This window comes from Pseudomonas fluorescens, from assembly GCF_900215245.1.
Lineage (GTDB): Bacteria > Pseudomonadota > Gammaproteobacteria > Pseudomonadales > Pseudomonadaceae > Aquipseudomonas > Aquipseudomonas fluorescens.
This window is the reverse complement of record NZ_LT907842.1, coordinates 6,155,140-6,168,229: the sequence shown is the minus strand read 5'-3', so window position 1 is coordinate 6,168,229 and position 13,090 is coordinate 6,155,140. Positions and strand designations below refer to the sequence as shown.

The window sequence follows — 13,090 nt, the reverse complement described above, 5'->3', positions numbered from 1 at the left end:
AAGCGCAAAGACTGCGGGGTAATGATCGATTAAATCGATTTGTCCCGCGCGTCCCAGTAATGCTGGGCCAGTTCAAAGGCCTGTTCCCGTGGGTGGCCGAGGCCGCGCAAGGCGAGGGCCATGGTGGCGATCAGGGCCAGTTGCGGGTAGCTGTCCTCGACATCGCCGCGCCACAGCGCTTTCAAATGCTCGGGCTCCAGGGTCGCGGGTTTGACGTGGCGCTGGTCGGAGAGGGCGGGCCACTCTTCGTCCCAGCTTTCGCCGCCGGTGGTGCCATAGAGGTGGCTCAAGGTGTCGGGGTTGATCTCGACCTCGCCACCATCGCCCTTGACCACAATCACGTTGTCACCGAGCAGGCCGCTGGCGTCACGGTGCACGCCCTGATAACCGGGGTGGAAAATACTTTGCAGGCCGCAACGTGCATTCAGCGGGTTGAGCAGACGCGCCAGGGAATGGATCGGCGAGCGCAGGCCCAGGGTGTTACGCAAATCAATCATGCGTTGCAGTTGCGGTGCCCAGTCACCCAGAGGCATAAACGCCAGGTTGCCGTGTTCGAACGCGCTTTCAACCTGCTGCCAATTACGGCACAACGGGATCTGCAGCCCGTCCAGCAATTGCTCGGTGTACAACCGGCCAGCGGTGTGAGCGCCGCCGCCGTGCATCAGGATGCGCACACCGTTCTGCGCCAGGCATTTGGCCGCCAGCAAATACCACGGCAGGTGGCGTTTTTTGCCGGCGTAGGTAGGCCAGTCGATATCAACGTTCAACGCCGGCGCATTCAGGCGTTCGCGCACCGCTTCGGTAAACCCGGCGAGTTCTTCCGGGCTTTCTTCCTTGTGCCGCAGCAACATCAGGAAGGCGCCGAGCTGGGTGTCTTCGACTTTTTCGTCGAGCAGCATGCCCATGGCCTCACGGGCTTCTTCGCGGGTGAGGTTGCGCGCGCCGCGCTTGCCTTTGCCCAGGATGCGCACGAACTGCGCAAACGGGTGTTCGGCAGGGGTTTGAAGGGTCAGCGGGGCAAAATCGGTCATAAGCAATTCGTCGGCCTGGGCAGGCCCGCCAGCTTGGCGGCGAGTTTGGCGGGAGTGCCGTTGAACAGTGTGTTGAGGTGCAGGCTATTGCCCTTTTCCGGGCCCAGTTTCAAGGCGGTGTACTTGATCAGTGGGCGCGTGGCGGGGGACAACTGAAACTCGGCGTAGAAACCCCGCAGCAGTTCGAGGATTTCCCAGTGGTCTGCCGTCAATTCCAGACGTTCGGCGGCGGCAAGGGCGTTGGCCACGTCGGTGGACCATTGATTCAGGTCGACGAGATAGCCGTCCTTGTCCAGTTCCAGGGTGCGCGAACCTACGGTCAAGGTGTTCATAGCCAGGTGTTGACCTTGTCGTAGTCGATCGACAACTGCACGAACCCTGGATAGTCCACGCTGTCGGCCCAGTCTGGCAGGGGCAGATTGCGCGCCTGCATGTCTTCGGCCAGCACAAAGACCTTCACGCCCTTGGTGTGCAGCGCTGCATCGTGCAGGCCGTAGGCGCCATCGCCGCACAGCAGGATCGCGTCTTCGGCGCCGCAAACGCGCAGGCAACTGGCGAGGCGGCTATCGGTGAATGGGGAGTGGGACACCACATGTAAAGTCGACATCAGAGGGTAATCACCTGGTCGTAACGGTCAATCAGTTGGGAAATCTGCTCGTTGCCCAAGGCCTGAGCACTGGCGGGTGGCGCGAGCCCGCGCGCGGCCAGGCTGTGGCTGCAGGCAAACACGTCATCGATCCCGAACAGGCCCAACGCCTGCAAGTTGGCGCTGAGGTCTTTTTGCTGCACGGCCTTGGCGTCCTGGTGTGGCGCCAGCTGAAACACGCCGTCATCCATAAACAGCAGGCCGATCGGCAGATCAAATGCGCCACCGGCCAGCACGATATCCAGCGCTTCACGCGCGCTCGGCCCGGACCACGGTGCCTGACGGCTGATTACCAATAAGGATTTGGACATCTCACGGCCCTCCAAAGCAGATCAGGCGGTCAGCGGCCTGGGCGGCGTCATGCAACTGCCCAAGGCCCGACAGCGCCCACGGCGCGTCGAGGTTCACAGCGCTGCGTTGATAGCGCGTGGCCTCTTCCTTGTTCAGCACGCCACGGCGCAAGGCCGCGGCGATGCACACCACGCCGTCGAGCTGGTGCGCGCTGACAAACTCGCGCCATTGCCGGGCGATGTCTTGCTCATCCTGGGGCGCAACGATGTTAGTGGAGGCGCTGTACACCCCGTCCTGATAAAAAAACAGCCGCACAATCTCATGCCCACCGGCCAGCGCGGCCTGTGCGAACAGCAAGGCGCGGCGCGAGGAGGGCGCATGGGCGGCGGAAAACAACGCAATCGCAAACTTCATGGAACACTCTGCAAGCAAACGTAGGCCAATCATAAAGCCGCCGCCGCGAAAAAGCCCGCCGTGATCAAAACGGTCACTCGCGGTGATTGTTCTGACGATTGCCGCCAGGCGCAAGGCTGCCTACGCTGTGGGCATTCGAACCCCAAATGGAGTCGCCATGTCAGGTCCCTTGGCTTCGCTCAAAGTGCTGGATTTTTCCACCTTGCTGCCGGGTCCGTTCGCGTCCTTGATGCTGGCGGACATGGGCGCCGAGGTATTGCGCATCGAATCGCCCACGCGCATGGACCTCTTGCGGGTGTTGCCGCCGCATGATCAGGGGACATCGGCGAGCCATGCCTATCTCAATCGCAATAAACGCAGCCTGGCGCTGGATCTCAAGCAGGCCGAGGCCCTGGAGATCGTGCGCGAGTTGGTCAAAGACTACGACATCGTCCTTGAGCAATTCCGGCCTGGGGTGATGGATCGTCTGGGCCTGGGTTATGAGGCGTTGAAGGCGATCAACCCGAAGCTGATTTATGTGTCGATTACCGGCTATGGCCAGACCGGCCCTTACAAAGACCGGGCCGGGCACGATATCAACTACCTGGCGCTGGCCGGTGTCGCCAGTTACACCGGTCGTCAAGACAGCGGGCCGCTGCCGCTCGGCGTGCAATTGGCGGATGTCGGCGGTGGTTCGCTGCATGCGGTAGTCGGTTTGCTCGCGGCGGTGATTGCCCGGCAACAGACCGGGGTTGGCCAATACCTGGATGTGAGCATGACCGATTGCTCGTTCAGCCTGAACGCGATGGCCGGGGCAGGGTATCTGGCCTGTGGTGTGGAGCCGGGTTGGGAGACGCATGTGCTGAACGGCGGCAGCTTCTACGATTATTACCGCTCCCGCGATGGCCGCTGGATGTCGGTCGGCAGTCTGGAACCCGCGTTTATGCAGGCCTTGTGCGCGGGATTGGGGCGTCCGGAGTTGGCGGCACACGGCCTGTCCCCCAAACCGGAACAGCAAAAAGCGCTGAAGCTGGGATTGCAGGTCGAGTTCGAGAAACGCAGCTTTGATGAGTTGTGCGAGCTGTTTGCCGGGCTGGATGCGTGTGTGGAGCCGGTACTGAGCTTGAGTGAGGCTGTGGAGCATCCGCAGTTGAAAGCGCGGCAACTGGTCAGCCAGGTGCCGCGCGGCGATGGCTCGACCCAGGCGCAAATCGCCTGTCCGTTGAAGTTTTCCGACGGGTTGCCGCAGCCTCGGCATATCGGCGCGGCTGTGGGGGCGCACAGTGATGAAGTGCTCGCCGAGTTAGGCTTCAGTGCTCAGCGGATCGACGCCTTGCGGCGGGCCAAGGTGGTTGGGTAGTGCCCGGGCAGGCGCTACCGCAGGCACCCTCCATCACTCCACCCGAGTTTCCCCGGTGTACACCAAGGTATGCCGGCACCGTCGGCACAAATAACGCCGCCCCTGGTTCACCAACCCATGCCGCTGGGCTGAGAACGGGAAGTCGCTGTCGGCACACGGGCAGCGGTAGATATAGCGGGTCACTTGTCGACGTTTGACTGCATAGGTGTGGCAGCGATCCGGCGGCAGTTCGTAAACCCCGCGCATGATCAATTGCCATTCCTCGCCATGGGGCTGGATGCGCTCGCCAAACAATTGGTGGGCAATCAGGTGCGCCACTTCATGGGCCACGGTCTGTTTAAGGAAGTGCTGGCTGTTTTCGCGGTACAACTGTGGGTTGAAGCGCAGCAGGTTCTCGTGCAAATGCGCGACACCGGCTTTCTGGCCCCGCAGCTTGAGGCTGACCTGGGGGCGTTTGAAGCTTCGTTTGAAAAAGGATTCGGCTTGCAGGAAACAATCTTCGACGCGGGTATTGAGTTGCTCGGGCATGCTGTACATATCTCCAGAGACGTCCAGTATGCCGCAAAAGCAGGTGTTTCCGAATCTGTCAGGCGCCGAATGGTCATGCATAACGCACAAAGCCACCTTGCGGTGGCTTTGCCCAGAGTTTATCAGCCTAATTGGTATAGATCGGTCCCACGCCCAGGCCCCAGACGATCACAGTAAACGCCATGATCGCCACCAGCACCACCAGGCCCACGGCCAGTACCGAGCTGGAAAACAGGAAGCCCTCGTCCGGGTCAATGCTCATAAAGGTCGGCAGCCCCACATACAGCAGGTACACCGTGTAGCAGATCGCCGCCGTGCCCACGACCATTCCCAGCCACATGTGCGGGTAGAGCGCTGCCAGCCCGCCGATAAACAGCGGGGTCGCCGTGTAAGTGGCAAACGCGACACACCGCGCCATGCTGGGGCTTGCGTCATAGGTACGGGCCATCCAGTGAATGAACGCGCCCATCACCGCCACGCCGCCAAGCATGGCCGCATACGACATCAGGGTCATCCACAGTGCGCTTTCCTGGGTCAGCATGACCGGGGAGCGGTTGCCAATGACCCAGCCGACGCGGGTGGTGCCGATAAAGGCAGAGACGGCGGGGATCGCCGCGAGAATCAAGGTGTGAGTGAGGTACATGTGGCCGATACTTTCTTCTTTATCGCCACGAATTTCCCGCCATTCCTGGTCGGGATGGGTAAACAGCCCCACGACGTGATGGATCATGCCAGTCACTCCTGTCGTAATTACCATCGCCCCCCATCGGAGCGCCCACGGGCCAAATGGCCTCAAAGGTCCTGGATAGTTGTGCGACCTCAAGTCGCAGTATAGGAAGTCATGACCGGAAAAACTGTAGGGCTTTAGAGCAAATTGCGCTGTAAACATTGGCGCTAATCGCGGTGAGGTCTGTCGGCCGCCCCGCGAACGGCAGGGTGGGCTGCGGGCGCGCTCCCACCTTGGAACTTGGGCGTCCTTACCGCTAAAATACCGCGCTTTTCGTCACACACCTCTAGCGGATCCAAGCGCCATGGGCACTCTTACGGTCAACCAGAACAAACTGCAAAAACGCCTGCGTCGCCTGGCCGGTGAAGCGGTCGCCGATTTCAACATGATCGAAGAGGGCGACAAGGTCATGGTCTGCCTCTCCGGCGGCAAAGACAGCTACACCCTGCTTGACGTGCTGCTGCACCTGCAGAAGGTCGCACCGATCAAGTTCGAGATCGTCGCCGTCAACATGGACCAGAAACAACCGGGTTTCCCCGAGCATGTCCTGCCGGCCTATCTGAAAGCATTGGGCGTCGAGTATCACATCGTCGAGAAAGACACCTATTCGGTGGTCAAGGAACTGATCCCGGAAGGCAAAACCACCTGTTCGCTGTGCTCGCGCCTGCGCCGTGGCACGCTCTACACCTTTGCCGATGAAATCGGCGCGACCAAGATGGCCCTCGGTCATCACCGTGATGACATCGTCGAGACGTTTTTCCTCAATATGTTCTTCAACGGCTCGCTCAAGGCCATGCCGCCCAAGCTGCGCGCCGATGACGGGCGCAACGTGGTGATCCGCCCGCTGGCGTATTGCAACGAGAAAGACATCCAGGCCTACTCCGACTTCAAGCAATTCCCGATCATCCCGTGCAACCTGTGTGGCTCCCAGGAAAACCTGCAACGCCAGGTGGTCAAGGAAATGCTCGTGGATTGGGAACGCAAGACACCCGGGCGCACCGAAAGCATCTTCCGCAGCTTACAGAATGTGCAGCCGTCGCAATTGGCCGACCGCAACCTGTTCGACTTCACCAGCCTGAAAATTGATGAGACCGCCGCTTCGCGCTTCGTCAATGTTGTGAACCTCTAGCCCGTTTCAACGCTCTGAAAGACGGCGCTTGCGGGCGCCGTTTTCAATTCAATTGCCAGGAGAGGGCATGCGCGATTACAAGTGGCTGCACGAATATTGTCTGAACCGCTTCGGTTCGGCGGCCGAGTTGGAAGCCCATCTGCCTGTACCCAAGACCCCGGCGCAATTGCGCAAAATCAGTGATGACCGTTACCTGTCGACCCTGGCGCTGCGCGTATTCCGCGCGGGCCTGAAGCACAGTGTGGTGGATTCGAAGTGGCCTGCGTTCGAGCAGGTTTTCTTCGGCTTCGACCCGGAAAAGGTGGTGTTGATGGGCGCAGAGCACCTGGAGCGCTTGATGCAGGACACTCGTATCATCCGTCACCTGGGCAAACTCAAAAGTGTGCCGCGCAATGCGCAGATGATGCTGGACATCGAGCAGGAAAAGGGCAGTTTCGGCGCGTTTATCGCCGACTGGCCAGTGACCGATATCGTCGGTTTGTGGAAGTACCTGAGCAAGCACGGCCATCAATTGGGCGGGCTGTCGGCGCCGCGCTTCCTGCGCATGGTAGGCAAGGACACCTTTGTGCCGAGCGATGACGTGGTGGCGGCCTTGAATGCGCAGAAAATCGTCGACAAAGCGCCGACCAGCCTGCGTGATCTGGCGACGGTGCAGGGCGCGTTCAACCAGTGGCACGCCGAGAGTGGGCGGCCGATGTGCCAGTTGTCGATGATGCTGGCTTACACCGTCAACCATTGAGACCGAGGTGATGCCTTCGCGAGCAAGCCCGCTCCCACATTCGACCGCATTCCAAAGGATGTACGCGGACAAATGTGGGAGCGGGCTTGCTCGCGAAGACTGACTATCAGGCGCCGAATCTCTATCAGGCCTCAGCCAACCGCCGATTCAACTGATGCCGCCACCGCACATACAACAACGCGGTGCAAAACACCGCCAGGCTCGCGAGCATTTCCAGCACGCCGAACCACTGCCGGTTCGGGTCATACGCGGCCAGCGCGCCCTTGATGAAGTACAGGTTCACCACAAAGCACATCCACGAATGCCCGCGCGCGCTGCCGAGCAGCATCCCTGGGGCCAACAACACCAATGGCACCAGTTCGATGAGCAGGATTACCCATGGACGTGCGCCGTGCAGGTCGGCGACGAACAGGTAATACCCGCACAACAAACCCACCAACCCAAGAAACGCCAGCAGGCTCAGCACCCGTGCGACCTTGACCCGTGGTTCCAGCCACGCCCGGGGCGGCAGGACTTTAGGCTTTCTGGCCACGGCCGTTCTCCAGCAACACGGCGGTGTTGGCCAGGCGCAAGCCCAAGGCGCGGCACAGCGTGATTTCGTGTTGATCGAGCATGCGCTTGCCGTCGGGCCCGGCGTGATGGCTGGCGCCATACGGCGTGCCGCCGCCCTGGGTGTCCAGCAGCGCCTGCTCGCTGTAAGGCAGGCCGGTGATCAGCATGCCGTGGTGCAACAGCGGCAACAGCATCGACATCAGTGTGGTTTCCTGGCCGCCATGCAGGCTGGCGGTGGAAGTGAATACACCCGCGGGCTTGCCGACGAGCGCGCCGGTGAGCCACAGGTTGCTGGTGCCATCCAGAAAGTATTTGAGCGGTGCGGCCATGTTGCCGAAGCGCGTCGGGCTGCCGAGGGCCAGGGCCGAGCAGTTTTTCAAATCATCCAGGCTTGCATACAGCGCGCCTTCGTCCGGGATACTCGGCGCCACGGCTTCGCATTCGGCGGAGATCGCCGGCACGGTGCGTAAGCGTGCTTCCAGGCCACCTTGCTCGATACCTCGGGCAATCTGACGGGCCATTTCGCTCACCGAACCATTGCGGCTGTAATACAACACCAGCACATAGGGCGCAGTCACGGCAGGATCTCCAGCACGTTTTCCGGCGGACGGCCAATGATGGCTTTGTCGCGGGTTTCCAGAATCGGGCGTTCCATCAGCTTCGGATGTTCGGCGATGGCGGCGATCAACTGGGTTTCGCTGAGGCTGGCGTCGGCCAGGTTGAGGGCTTTGTATTCCTCTTCGCCGGTGCGCAGCAGTTGGCGCGCGCTGATCCCCAGCTTGCCGAGCAAAGCCTTTAATTGCGCGGCGTTCAGCGGGGTTTCGAGGTAGCGAACCACGCTCGGATTGAGGCCGCGAGCTTCCAGCAGTTCGAGCGCTCCGCGGGATTTCGAGCAGCGCGGGTTGTGATAAAGCGTCAGATCGGTCATGTGCGGGTCGCATCTTGCGTAAGGTGGCGGGTATTCTACCTGCGCTGCGGCCCGTCCTTAAACCGTAAGAGGCGATAGGTCGCAGCCAACGTTCATTTTTGCGAAGGATTACCCCATGACTAGGCGACTGATCGGTGCATTGGCGATCATCACAACCCTGCTGCTCAGCGGCTGCGGTAACGATTACGGCGTTGACCAATACGGCAAGAAAGTGGCGGCCGAACGCTTGGACAAACAATGGGTGGTGGTCAATTACTGGGCCGAATGGTGTGGCCCGTGCCGTACGGAAATTCCCGAACTGAATGCCTTGGCCGAGCAGTTGAAAGGGCAGAACGTGGGCGTGTTCGGGGTCAATTTCGACAACGTACAGGGTGAAGAACTCAAGGCCGCCAGCGAGAAGCTGGGGATCAAGTTCACCGTGCTGGCGCAGAACCCCGAGGAGATTTTTGATATTCCGCGCAGTGAGGCGTTGCCAGTGACCTACATCATTGATGACAAGGGCAAGGTGCGTGAACAGTTGATGGGTGAGCAGACAGCGCAAGGCGTGTTGGCCAAACTTAAAGCCTTACGCGGCTAAAGCAACCACAAACCAATGTGGGAGGGGGCTTGCTTCCGATGGCAGTCTGTCAGCGACTTATTAGTGGACTGACCCACGGCTATCGGGAGCAAGCCCCCTCCCATACTTAGACCTCACCCGTATCTGGATCGGGGCTATCAGCCTTCTTCAAGCCACAGGCGAATCGGCTTGCCTTCGGCCGGCCAGAAGCGCGTCTGCTCGATCGGCGAGATGTCCCAACGCTCAACGCCTTGCAGGGCCTGGAAGAAGCGGTGTTCCTGCTCCATCAAGGCCTCGGCGCACAGTTTGCGGGTGCTGCCGATCTTGCCGAAGCTGAGCTTGTCGCCCTCGACGGTGTACGGTGCGAACCAGTGGTTGCAGCCGCCATTGCCATAGGCGCGGCCATCGGCACCGAGGGTGACGGTCAGGTTGGCGTAGTCCATCAGCGGGCGCTCGCCAATCCATTCCACGACATAGCTGTGATCCTGCTTAAGCTTCACGGCATCCCCGGCGCAGCCCGTCAGGCCAACCGCGATGGCGGCGAGCATAAGCGCGCCTTTCATTGCGCGGCCTGCTGGCATTTCGGGCAGCGGTGCTTGTCGCCTTCGCTGGCCCAGCCCAATTCCTTGATGCGCGCGTTGGCGGCCGGTTGCAGCGGCTCTTTGGTCAGCTTGGTTTCCACCGCGAATTCAAACTCCAGCACGCTGTCGCAGCTGTCGCAATTGACCTTCCAGGTGTGAATCTCCAGCTCGCCGAATTTCGGCCCCTGGGCCATGGCGACCCATTGGCCCGCCGGGCGGATGGAATAGCGCGCGTCACCTTCGACGGTCAGGCGCATCGACAGGGTTTTACTGCCGCGCAGGGTGACGATCAGAATGTCGCCATGCTTGATCGAACCGCCGTTGCCAGTGACTTGGTAACGGCCCGGCACCAGGGCGCGGCATTCGATCAGGGTGTGTTGCGGGCTCAGCAAGCTGAAGCGGAAATCGTGTTCGGCCATGGATCCTCCAAATAGGCGCGGCATCCTATCACGGGTGCCGGCCGATCATGAGCCTGGTATGTGACCGCTGATCAACCGTCGACCAGGTTCTGCGGCTGGCCATTGGCCCAGGCGGCAATGTTGGCCAAGGTGGTGCCGGCGATTGCCGCCAGGGCCTCACGGGTAAGAAATGCCTGGTGTGCGGTGATGATCACGTTGGGGAAGGTCAGCAGGCGCGCGAGCACATCGTCTTGCAGGGGCAGGTCGGAGCGGTCCTCAAAAAACAGTTGGGCCTCTTCTTCGTACACGTCCAGCCCCAGGTAGCCGAGTTGGCCGTCCTTGAGGGCTTCGATCAGCGCCGGGGTCTCTACCAAACCACCGCGACCGGTGTTGATCAGCATCGCGCCAGGTTGCAGCTGCGCCAAAGAGCGGGCGTTGATCAGGTGCTTGCTGTCGGCGGTCAGCGGGCAGTGCAGGCTGATGATCTGCGCTTGCGCCAGCAGTTCAGGCAGGCTGACGTAACGGGCGCCGAGGGCCTGGACCTGCGGGTTGGGGAAGGGGTCAAAGGCGAGCAACTGGCAGCCGAACCCGGCCATGATTTTCGCGAACGTGGCCCCGATCTGCCCGGTGCCGACCACCCCGACGGTCTTGCCCACCAGGTCGAAACCGGTCAGCCCATGCAGGCTGAAATCACCGTCGCGGGTGCGGTTGTAGGCGCGGTGCAGGCGGCGGTTGAGGGCCAGGATCAGCGCGACCGCGTGCTCGGCCACCGCGTGAGGCGAGTAGGCAGGAACGCGCACGATGCTCAGGCCCAGGCGTTTGGCGGCGGGCAAGTCGACATGGTTGTAACCGGCCGAGCGCAGGGCAATCAGGCGCGTGCCGCCTGCGGCCAACTGTTCCAGCACCGGAGCGCTGAGATCATCATTGATAAACGCACAGACCACGTCGTGGTGTTCGGCCAGGGCCACGGTGTCGAGGTTGAGCCGGGCAGGTTGAAATTGCAGTTCAAGGCCGGTTGGCAGCGGCTCGCCGAGAAAACTGTCACGGTCGTAGGTCTGGCTGCTGAAAAGAATCACGCGCATGAAAAAGCTCCCTGCACTCGCGGAAAAAAATACATGACCCCGGTGGGCGCGGGCTTGCCCGCCCCCACACAGGCGCCTTAAACGCTGACGCGCGCCTCGCTGGCCAGCCGTGCAATGGCCATGTCCAGCTCGTCCAGCGCGGTGACGGCTTTGGCGTCGTCTTGCTTAAGCAAGGTTTCTGCACGTTGGCAGGCGGCGCGCAATTGCGGCACACCACAGTAGCGCGTGGCGCCATGCAAGCGGTGGACGCGCTCGATCAGGGCGTTGTTGTCTTTGGCTTCACGGGCGGCGGTAATGGCCAGGCGATCAGCTTCCAGCGAGGCCAGCAACATGGCGAGCATATCGGCCGCCAGGTCAGCTTTGTTGGCCGCCAGGCGCAGGCCTTCGTCATGGTCCAGTACCAGCAGTTGTACGCCTGGGCCAAAACTGTCAGTGGTGCGTTCCGGCCCTTGGTTGCGCAGGGCCAGGCCGGTCCATTTCAACACCACTTGGGCCAGTTGCCGCTCGCTGATGGGTTTGGTCAGGTAGTCGTCCATGCCACTTTGCAGCAGGGCGCGTTTTTCGTTGGCCATGGCGTGGGCGGTGAGGGCGACCACCGGCAATGGCGTGCCGTGGCGCTCGCTTTCCCATTGGCGGATCGCCTCGGTGCTTTGGCGGCCGTCCATACCGGGCATTTGCACGTCCATCAGCACCAGGTCGAAGGTTTCCTGCTTCACGGCGTCGATGGCCGCGTAACCGCTTTCCACGGCCTGGACCTTGGCACCCATGTCTTCGAGCAGGGTTTGCACCAGCAGTAGGTTTGCCGGGTTGTCGTCCACGCAAAGCACACGGGGTGCGCGGCTGGACAGGGGCTCACCAGGCTCACTGCGCAACGGGCGCGGGCTGATCAGGTCGGCAAGGGCACGGCGCAGCTTGCGCGTACAGGCCGGCTTGGCCTGCAATTGGCTGTTGGGGTTGGGCACCGACTGGTTGAACAGCATCTGCTCGGTGGTCGGGCACAGCACCAGCACTTTGCAACCCAGGTGTTCAAGGTCCCAGAGATGCTGGTTGAGGCGTTCGGGCGGAATGTCATTGGCGGTGATGCCGAGCACGGCCAGGTCAATTGCCTGTTCGGTCTGATGGGCGCTGGTGATGCCGTTGGTGAGGCTTTCCAGGGTATTGAATGGCGTGACTTCCAGGCCGCAGTCTTCCAGTTGATGTTGCAGGGCCTGGCGCGCCAACTCGTGGTTTTCCAGCACGGCCACACGACGGCCGAGCAGCGGCGCGGAGGGCAGGTCTTCGGCGTCGTCGCGGGTTTTGGGCAGGTTCAGGCTGATCCAGAACTCCGAACCTTCGCCCGGCGTGCTGTCGACCCCGATTTCACCGCCCATCTGCTCGATCAGGCGCTTGGAGATCACCAGGCCCAGGCCGGTGCCGCCCGGTTGCCGCGACAGCGAGTTGTCGGCCTGGCTGAAGGCTTGGAACAGCGCGCGTACATCCTGGTTGGACAGCCCGATGCCGGTGTCTTGCACGCTGATGCGCAGTTGGACGCTGTCTTCCTGTTCGTCCTCGACCATCGCCCTGGCGACGATGGTGCCCTCGCGGGTGAACTTGATCGCATTGCTGATCAGGTTGGTGAGGATCTGTTTGAGGCGCAGCGGGTCACCCACCAGCGCCAACGGCGTGTCGCGGTACACCAGGCTGACCAGTTCCAGCTGTTTGGCATGGGCGGCGGGGGCGACCGAATACCGGCAGCAGGTAGCGCGTGGCGTCATTGCCGGTGCGTTGCAGCAGGTGGGAGCTGTTGCCGACGGGCGGCTGGTTAAGCATGGTCGGGCCGGCGTGGGCCAGGGATGAACGGTCCGGCGCAAGGAACGACACGGCGCGCACGTCCGGTTGCTCCAGCGACTGGGTGGCGATGCGCTCCAGCAGGTCGGTGTTCTTGCTGCTTAACGCAGGGGCCACCAGCGGTGCCAATTGTTCAGCGATCATTTCGCCGCGTTGCAGCAATTGGGACTGCAATTCCGACAGCTGCATCCAGGTGAAATAGCCCCCTAACAGCAGGGCCATCAAGCTGGTCGGTAATAAGGTCAGCAACAGTACGCGGCCTTTTATCCCCATTTTTGTAAGCACGCCACTCTCCTGTTGCCACATTGTTTTCAATGATCCG

17 protein-coding genes and 1 pseudogene are annotated in these 13,090 nt (G+C 61.5%); 4 read left to right on the top strand and 14 right to left on the bottom strand.

What is annotated here, in order from left to right:
• Positions 1-29 precede the first annotated feature (29 nt).
• The 5 genes from CPH89_RS28485 to tusD are packed head-to-tail and all read right to left on the bottom strand — an operon-like array spanning position 30 to position 2,382.
• On the bottom strand, positions 30-1,031 hold the full coding sequence (locus CPH89_RS28485) for a glycosyl transferase family protein (protein WP_053256819.1): 1,002 nt from the start codon (positions 1,029-1,031) through the stop codon (positions 30-32).
• Complete coding sequence (locus tag CPH89_RS28480; RefSeq protein WP_053256818.1) at positions 1,028-1,363, bottom strand: TusE/DsrC/DsvC family sulfur relay protein; 336 nt, start codon at positions 1,361-1,363, stop codon at positions 1,028-1,030. The genes CPH89_RS28485 and CPH89_RS28480 overlap by 4 nt, the downstream gene beginning before the upstream one ends.
• Entirely contained in the window at positions 1,360-1,638 is a 279-nt protein-coding gene (tusB, locus tag CPH89_RS28475; RefSeq protein ID WP_053256817.1) for a sulfurtransferase complex subunit TusB, read from the bottom strand. Before tusB ends, CPH89_RS28480 begins: the two co-directional genes overlap by 4 nt.
• Positions 1,638-1,988 carry a sulfurtransferase complex subunit TusC gene (gene tusC / locus CPH89_RS28470; protein ID WP_053256816.1) on the bottom strand — a complete coding sequence of 117 codons (351 nt, stop codon included), beginning with the start codon at positions 1,986-1,988 and terminating at the stop codon, positions 1,638-1,640. The genes tusB and tusC overlap by 1 nt, the downstream gene beginning before the upstream one ends.
• Position 1,989: 1 nt before the next feature.
• A complete protein-coding gene (gene tusD, locus CPH89_RS28465; protein ID WP_053256815.1) occupies positions 1,990-2,382 on the bottom strand; it encodes a sulfurtransferase complex subunit TusD in 393 nt (130 codons plus the stop codon).
• A 157-nt stretch (positions 2,383-2,539) separates the two neighbouring features.
• Here tusD and CPH89_RS28460 point away from each other — a divergent pair, with 157 nt between their 5' ends.
• Positions 2,540-3,721: a CaiB/BaiF CoA transferase family protein gene (locus tag CPH89_RS28460; protein WP_053256814.1), complete on the top strand. Its 1,182-nt coding sequence runs from the start codon at positions 2,540-2,542 to the stop codon at positions 3,719-3,721.
• Between the two features lie 33 nt (positions 3,722-3,754).
• Here the strand turns inward: CPH89_RS28460 and CPH89_RS28455 are convergent, their stop codons facing one another.
• Both CPH89_RS28455 and CPH89_RS28450 read right to left on the bottom strand, forming a co-directional pair.
• Complete coding sequence (locus tag CPH89_RS28455) at positions 3,755-4,249, bottom strand: SprT family zinc-dependent metalloprotease (protein ID WP_053257992.1); 495 nt, start codon at positions 4,247-4,249, stop codon at positions 3,755-3,757.
• Positions 4,250-4,376: 127 nt separating this feature from the next.
• Entirely contained in the window at positions 4,377-4,979 is a 603-nt protein-coding gene (locus CPH89_RS28450) for a Yip1 family protein (RefSeq protein WP_053256813.1), read from the bottom strand.
• Between the two features lie 301 nt (positions 4,980-5,280).
• Between CPH89_RS28450 and ttcA the strand changes: the two genes are divergently transcribed.
• A complete protein-coding gene (gene ttcA / locus CPH89_RS28445; RefSeq protein ID WP_053256812.1) occupies positions 5,281-6,105 on the top strand; it encodes a tRNA 2-thiocytidine(32) synthetase TtcA in 825 nt (274 codons plus the stop codon).
• Positions 6,106-6,172: 67 nt separating this feature from the next.
• Positions 6,173-6,844, top strand: a complete 672-nt coding sequence (locus CPH89_RS28440) for a DNA-3-methyladenine glycosylase I (RefSeq protein WP_053256811.1) — start codon at positions 6,173-6,175, stop codon at positions 6,842-6,844.
• 124 nt (positions 6,845-6,968) lie between these two features.
• Here CPH89_RS28440 and CPH89_RS28435 read toward each other — a convergent pair whose 3' ends face one another.
• Genes CPH89_RS28435 through arsC form a run of 3 tightly spaced genes read right to left on the bottom strand, consistent with a single transcriptional unit; the run spans position 6,969 to position 8,324 of the window.
• Complete coding sequence (locus CPH89_RS28435; RefSeq protein WP_053256810.1) at positions 6,969-7,376, bottom strand: DUF2069 domain-containing protein; 408 nt, start codon at positions 7,374-7,376, stop codon at positions 6,969-6,971.
• Positions 7,360-7,974 (bottom strand): NAD(P)H:quinone oxidoreductase, encoded by a 615-nt coding sequence (wrbA, locus tag CPH89_RS28430; protein ID WP_053256809.1) that lies wholly within the window; start codon positions 7,972-7,974, stop codon positions 7,360-7,362. The genes CPH89_RS28435 and wrbA overlap by 17 nt, the downstream gene beginning before the upstream one ends.
• Positions 7,971-8,324: an arsenate reductase (glutaredoxin) gene (gene arsC, locus CPH89_RS28425; protein ID WP_053256808.1), complete on the bottom strand. Its 354-nt coding sequence runs from the start codon at positions 8,322-8,324 to the stop codon at positions 7,971-7,973. The genes wrbA and arsC overlap by 4 nt, the downstream gene beginning before the upstream one ends.
• Positions 8,325-8,439: 115 nt before the next feature.
• Between arsC and CPH89_RS28420 the strand changes: the two genes are divergently transcribed.
• A complete protein-coding gene (locus CPH89_RS28420; RefSeq protein WP_053256807.1) occupies positions 8,440-8,901 on the top strand; it encodes a TlpA disulfide reductase family protein in 462 nt (153 codons plus the stop codon).
• 137 nt (positions 8,902-9,038) lie between these two features.
• Here the strand turns inward: CPH89_RS28420 and CPH89_RS28415 are convergent, their stop codons facing one another.
• From CPH89_RS28415 to CPH89_RS28400, 4 genes and pseudogenes are all read right to left on the bottom strand, one after another.
• Positions 9,039-9,443: an META domain-containing protein gene (locus CPH89_RS28415; protein ID WP_053256806.1), complete on the bottom strand. Its 405-nt coding sequence runs from the start codon at positions 9,441-9,443 to the stop codon at positions 9,039-9,041.
• Complete coding sequence (locus CPH89_RS28410) at positions 9,440-9,880, bottom strand: hypothetical protein (RefSeq protein ID WP_053256805.1); 441 nt, start codon at positions 9,878-9,880, stop codon at positions 9,440-9,442. The genes CPH89_RS28415 and CPH89_RS28410 overlap by 4 nt, the downstream gene beginning before the upstream one ends.
• Positions 9,881-9,951: 71 nt before the next feature.
• Complete coding sequence (locus tag CPH89_RS28405; protein ID WP_053256804.1) at positions 9,952-10,941, bottom strand: 2-hydroxyacid dehydrogenase; 990 nt, start codon at positions 10,939-10,941, stop codon at positions 9,952-9,954.
• A 77-nt stretch (positions 10,942-11,018) separates the two neighbouring features.
• A pseudogene (locus tag CPH89_RS28400) lies at positions 11,019-13,053 on the bottom strand (response regulator).
• Positions 13,054-13,090: the final 37 nt, after the last annotated feature.

Bases quoted from the DNA above. Each gene is read 5' to 3' on its own strand.
- CPH89_RS28485 (WP_053256819.1), bottom strand. From the start codon at position 1,031: ATGACCGATTTTGCCCCGCTGACCCTTCAAACCCCTGCCGAACACCCG.
- CPH89_RS28480 (WP_053256818.1), bottom strand. From the start codon at position 1,363: ATGAACACCTTGACCGTAGGTTCGCGCACCCTGGAACTGGACAAGGAC.
- tusB (WP_053256817.1), bottom strand. From the start codon at position 1,638: ATGTCGACTTTACATGTGGTGTCCCACTCCCCATTCACCGATAGCCGC.
- tusC (WP_053256816.1), bottom strand. From the start codon at position 1,988: ATGTCCAAATCCTTATTGGTAATCAGCCGTCAGGCACCGTGGTCCGGG.
- tusD (WP_053256815.1), bottom strand. From the start codon at position 2,382: ATGAAGTTTGCGATTGCGTTGTTTTCCGCCGCCCATGCGCCCTCCTCG.
- CPH89_RS28460 (WP_053256814.1), top strand. From the start codon at position 2,540: ATGTCAGGTCCCTTGGCTTCGCTCAAAGTGCTGGATTTTTCCACCTTG.
- CPH89_RS28455 (WP_053257992.1), bottom strand. From the start codon at position 4,249: ATGCCCGAGCAACTCAATACCCGCGTCGAAGATTGTTTCCTGCAAGCC.
- CPH89_RS28450 (WP_053256813.1), bottom strand. From the start codon at position 4,979: ATGATCCATCACGTCGTGGGGCTGTTTACCCATCCCGACCAGGAATGG.
- ttcA (WP_053256812.1), top strand. From the start codon at position 5,281: ATGGGCACTCTTACGGTCAACCAGAACAAACTGCAAAAACGCCTGCGT.
- CPH89_RS28440 (WP_053256811.1), top strand. From the start codon at position 6,173: ATGCGCGATTACAAGTGGCTGCACGAATATTGTCTGAACCGCTTCGGT.
- arsC (WP_053256808.1), bottom strand. From the start codon at position 8,324: ATGACCGATCTGACGCTTTATCACAACCCGCGCTGCTCGAAATCCCGC.
- CPH89_RS28420 (WP_053256807.1), top strand. From the start codon at position 8,440: ATGACTAGGCGACTGATCGGTGCATTGGCGATCATCACAACCCTGCTG.
- CPH89_RS28415 (WP_053256806.1), bottom strand. From the start codon at position 9,443: ATGAAAGGCGCGCTTATGCTCGCCGCCATCGCGGTTGGCCTGACGGGC.
- CPH89_RS28410 (WP_053256805.1), bottom strand. From the start codon at position 9,880: ATGGCCGAACACGATTTCCGCTTCAGCTTGCTGAGCCCGCAACACACC.
- CPH89_RS28405 (WP_053256804.1), bottom strand. From the start codon at position 10,941: ATGCGCGTGATTCTTTTCAGCAGCCAGACCTACGACCGTGACAGTTTT.